Genomic DNA, 4,240 nt, shown 5'->3' with positions numbered 1-4,240 from the left:
GGGCTCGGCCGCAGGGGCCGCCACGGCCTGGGCGGGCGCGGCCGCCGTCCCCTCGGCGACCACCCCCTCCGCCCGCGCCGCGGTGGCCTCGCCGGTGCCGGCCTGCTCCGGTACGGACTCCGTCATGCTCAGCAGCCCGTGGAGCTGAAGCTCAGCCGCAGGTTGGGCAGCTTGAACCCGACGGCGGTGCTCGCGTAGTTGTGCTGGTTCAGGTGGGTCAGCTTGACGGTGTCGGCCTGCTGGCCGAACACGCCGGGGCCACCCTTGCCGATCGGGCCGGCCTTGGTGTAGGTGCTGGCGTCGCCGCCGATCTCGATGTTGGTGAACTCCGCGTCGCCGGAGAGCAGGTCGGAGTCGGTGGTGAGGTTGCTGGCGGAGACGGGGGTGCCGCCGTCGCCCGCGTGGATCACCAGGTTGATGCCGCCGAGGTCGACGCTCTGGCACAGGTTGGTGATCTCGGCCTTCTTGATCGCCGACACCGCGACCAGCACCTGGCCGCCGGTGGAGCCCGCGTTGGGGCTGTCGGGGATCATCGAGTCCAGCGCGCCGAACTGCGCGAAGCCCTCACCGTCCAGCTTGTCTGCGGTGATGGTGAACGGCATACCGGAGATGGAGAACTGGGCGGCGAGCACGCCCTGGGCGGTGAGCGCCATCAGGACGCCTCCGGCCGCGACGGCCGGTACGGCCATCAGGGCGGTGCGCTTCAGCCGTACCCGGCCTCTTCTCGACGCGCTCGGCGTCTGCGGGGTCTCGGCCGCCGTGGCGGCGTCCTCGGACATGGCCATGTGTGCTCCCTGTGGGTGGATGGGTGTGCAGGCACTGGCACGTTGTCCTGGCGCGGACAGCGTTCCCCGGCCCGACCGGTCCGTCCGCCCCTCGGCAGCGGGGCGGGTCAGGTCGGAGCGCGGTAAGTAACTGGGAAGCTACTGCCCGGTATTGGCCCGGTCAATACAGGTGAACGAAGGATCTTCACCAATCCGCGACCCGCCTCGGCCAGTCCCTCACCCCGAGCCGCTCGGCCGCTTCCGCCGGGCCGAGGAACGGCGACAGGCAGAACATGCTCAACACCGGCAGGAGATCCAGCAGTTGTTCGGTACGGCCGGAGTCGATCCGCCGATAGATCGCGCTGTAGACGCCGCCCACCACAGCATCCACCATCTCCTTCGACTCGACACCGCCGGGCAGTTGGGGAACGTCGGCGAAGAACGCCCGGAACCTGGTGAGCAGTTGGGCTCGCTCACGGCGGCCGGCCGGGCCGACCGCCTCGATCTCGATCACCGCCATCGTGGCGAACGCCGGTGTTCCCGCGAGCAGTTGGAGCATCACGCCGAGCGCCTTCCGAACGCCCCGGCACCAGTCGGATTCGGCCGCGAAGGCCGCCCCCATCCGCTGGATCACCACGCCGGTGCCGTACCGGTGCGCAGCCAGGAAGGCGTCCTCCTTGCCGCTGAACAGCTCGTAGAAGACCGGCCTGGTCACGCCCGCCGCACGGCAGATGTCGCTGATCGTGGCGTGCTGGTAGCCGCGCTCGGCGACGGTCCGCACCAGCCCGTCCAGCAGCCGCTCGCGCTGGGTCGCGGCGACCACGCCGGCGGGCAGCCGGCGCGGGCCGGGCTTGATCGAGCGGGCCGGATCGCGGCCGGTCCGGGCACCCGGCAGCAGGACCACGTCGGCTCCGCGGAGGTACTTCCGATCCATCACCAACTCCTGTGTCCTGTATTGACATTGACGGAACACCGGGTTTACAACACTGACAGGTTTCCAACCGGTGGACGAGCAAACTCCCACCGGTGGGACCTCCGGGGGCTCCGACGGGCCGGGGCGAACGCCCAGGCCACGGGGTCACGGCGGAGGCGGGACCGCGACGGTGGCAGCCGTCGACGTGCCCCCACGGCACCGCACGTCCCCGACCGAACGCGCGGTTCCGCGGTGTTCCACGCCGCCGCCCGTACGCAAGGCCGTACCACCGCACCGCCGTACGTTCACCTCGCGTACGTCCGCACCGCCGTACCGCACGGACGGGCCCGTGGCGCCGGGCCCGCCCGCCCCTCGGCATGAGCCGAAGCCTCCGGTACGAAGCCTCCGGTACGCCATGCACCTCCCCCGTCGTGCACACCACCACACCCGCACGCGGGGATTCCCCCACCCGTCCACCGGACGGAGAGAGGTACACCCATGCGCATCCGCCGCACCCTCGCCACCGCCGCCCTCGCCTCGCTCGCCCTCACCGGCGCGGCCGTGGCCCCCGCCCAGGCCGCCGGATCGGCAGTCCTGACCACCGGCAGCCCGACCGGCCCGGCCGTCGCCGTCGGTGACGTGCTGAGTGCCAGCCTGGTCTCCGGCACCTACGCGACGTTCTACAACAGCGCCTCCGGGACGAGCGGCATCAAGTGTGCCACCTCCTCCTTCTCGGCGACCGTCACCTCCAACCCGGCCGCGCCGGGCAGCGCCGTCGAGCGGCTCGACACCCAGACCTTCGGCTCCTGCACCTCCAACGTCCTCGGTGTCACGGGCGTCAAGAGCATCACGGTCACCAACCTGCCGTACACCAACACCGTCAGCGACGCCGCCGGCAACCCGGTCAAGCTCACCCCCGGCGCGGCCGGCGCGATGGGCACCACGGTGGTGCTCAACACCATCCTGGGCAGCATCAGCTGCAACTACCAGAACACCACCGGGATCAACGGCACCACCTCGAACACCGGCAACACCATCGGCTTCACCAGCCAGCCGTTCGCCCTGGCCTCCGGCCCGAGCCTGTGCTTCTCGACCGGCTACTTCAGTGCCACCTACGGCCCGGTCGTCGACAGCTCCGTCTCCGGCAGCCCGCTCCTCTTCGTCAACTGACGCCAGGGCCCGTCCGGCCCGTCGTGACGACGGCGGCGTACGGCACCTTCACCGGGGCCGCACGCCGCCGTACCGCCGTACCGCACCAACACCACCGCCCCACCCCCGAGACAGCGAAGTGACCGGCCGGTAGGGTGGCGCCGCACGGAGACGGCGAACCGGAACGGGGCGGGTTGATGAGCGACAACGGCACGGGCTTCTTCACCTCGGTGGCGGACGCCGCCGAGCAGCTGGCCGCCACCGGCTACCTGGCCTCCACCGCCGTGGCCACCACCGTCTTCCTCGCCGACCGGCTCGGCAAGCCGCTGCTGGTCGAGGGCCCCGCCGGGGTCGGCAAGACCGAACTCGCCAAGGCGGTGGCCGAGATCGGCCGCGCCCGGCTGGTCCGGCTCCAGTGCTACGAGGGCATCGACGAGGCCCGCGCGCTCTACGAGTGGAACCACGCCAAGCAGCTGCTGCGGATCACCGCCGGCCGTGACGAGGGCTGGCAGGAGGCCCGCACCGACATCTTCGGCGAGGAGTTCCTGCTCACCCGCCCGCTGCTCACCGCCATCCGCGGCGAGGAGCCGACCGTGCTGCTGATCGACGAGATGGACAAGGCCGACGTCGAGGTGGAAGCGCTGCTGCTGGAGGTGCTCAGCGACTTCCAGGTCACCGTCCCCGAGCTGGGCACCATCACCGCGAGCCGCCGCCCCTTCGTCCTGCTCACCTCGAACGCCACCCGCGAGCTCTCCGAGGCGCTGCGCCGCCGCTGCCTCTTCCTCCACCTCGACTACCCCGAGGCCGAGCTGGAGCGCCGGATCGTCCGGCTCAAGGTGCCCGGCCTGGACGAGACGCTGGCCGAGTCGCTGGTCCGGGTCGTCGGCGCGCTGCGCGCGATGGAGCTGCGCAAGGCGCCCTCCGTCGCCGAGACCATCGACTGGGCCCGCACCCTGCTCGCCCTCGGCGCCGACACCCTGGACGAGACGGTCGTCCGGGACACCCTCGGGGTGATCCTCAAGCACCAGGACGACGTCCGCAGGGCCGCCGAGAAGCTCACCCTCGCATGACGACGCCCCACCCGACGGACACCGCCGCCCGCCTCACCGGCCTGGTCCGCGCCCTGCGCGGGCACGGCCTGCGGATCGGCCCCGCCGAGACGGTGGACGCCGCCGCCGTGCTGGACGTCCTGGGCTTCGCCGACCGCGAGCAGATGCGGGCCGGCCTGGCCGCCGCCCTGCTGCGCTCGGAGGGCCAGCGATCGGTCTTCGACGCCGCCTTCGACCTGTTCTTCCCGCTCGGCGTCGGCACCCCGGAGGCCGTCCGGGCCGACCCGCCGCCGGTCCCCGACGACCCCGAGCCGCCGCGCTTCGGCCGCCCCGACCCGCTGCGCGAGCAGCTGCGCGACCGCCTC

Annotated in this window: 4 protein-coding genes and 1 pseudogene; 3 read left to right on the top strand and 2 right to left on the bottom strand. The window is 72.1% G+C overall.

All coding sequences use genetic code 11. The features are described from left to right. Positions 1-128 precede the first annotated feature (128 nt). Together KS423_RS39810 and KS423_RS39805 are read right to left on the bottom strand one after the other, a co-directional pair. The gene (locus tag KS423_RS39810) at positions 129-785 is read right to left on the bottom strand and encodes a DUF6230 family protein (RefSeq protein WP_224284608.1); all 657 of its coding nucleotides are present in this window, start codon (positions 783-785) and stop codon (positions 129-131) included. 184 nt (positions 786-969) lie between these two features. Beyond that, a complete protein-coding gene (locus KS423_RS39805; protein WP_224284607.1) occupies positions 970-1,698 on the bottom strand; it encodes a TetR/AcrR family transcriptional regulator in 729 nt (242 codons plus the stop codon). 477 nt (positions 1,699-2,175) lie between these two features. On the opposite strand from KS423_RS39805, the gene KS423_RS39800 reads away from it, so the two are divergent. The 3 genes and pseudogenes from KS423_RS39800 to KS423_RS39790 all read left to right on the top strand — a co-directional run. Next, positions 2,176-2,847 (top strand): Tat pathway signal sequence domain protein, encoded by a 672-nt coding sequence (locus KS423_RS39800; protein ID WP_224284606.1) that lies wholly within the window; start codon positions 2,176-2,178, stop codon positions 2,845-2,847. Between the two features lie 176 nt (positions 2,848-3,023). After that, complete coding sequence (locus KS423_RS39795) at positions 3,024-3,896, top strand: MoxR family ATPase (protein ID WP_224284605.1); 873 nt, start codon at positions 3,024-3,026, stop codon at positions 3,894-3,896. Beyond that, positions 3,893-4,240 (top strand): annotated as a pseudogene (locus KS423_RS39790) (hypothetical protein); the annotation flags it as partial. The gene KS423_RS39795 and the pseudogene KS423_RS39790, both read left to right, overlap by 4 nt.

The sequence above is a fragment of the Streptomyces sp. LS1784 genome (assembly GCF_020103755.1).
GTDB lineage: Bacteria > Actinomycetota > Actinomycetes > Streptomycetales > Streptomycetaceae > Kitasatospora.
Note: the sequence above shows the minus strand (reverse complement) of the source record. Positions and strands in the feature narration are given on the sequence as shown.

Excerpts from the sequence above, each read along its gene's own strand:
- KS423_RS39795 (WP_224284605.1), top strand. The coding sequence starts at position 3,024 with ATGAGCGACAACGGCACGGGCTTCTTCACCTCGGTGGCGGACGCCGCC.
- KS423_RS39800 (WP_224284606.1), top strand. The coding sequence starts at position 2,176 with ATGCGCATCCGCCGCACCCTCGCCACCGCCGCCCTCGCCTCGCTCGCC.
- KS423_RS39805 (WP_224284607.1), bottom strand. The coding sequence starts at position 1,698 with ATGGATCGGAAGTACCTCCGCGGAGCCGACGTGGTCCTGCTGCCGGGT.
- KS423_RS39810 (WP_224284608.1), bottom strand. The coding sequence starts at position 785 with ATGGCCATGTCCGAGGACGCCGCCACGGCGGCCGAGACCCCGCAGACG.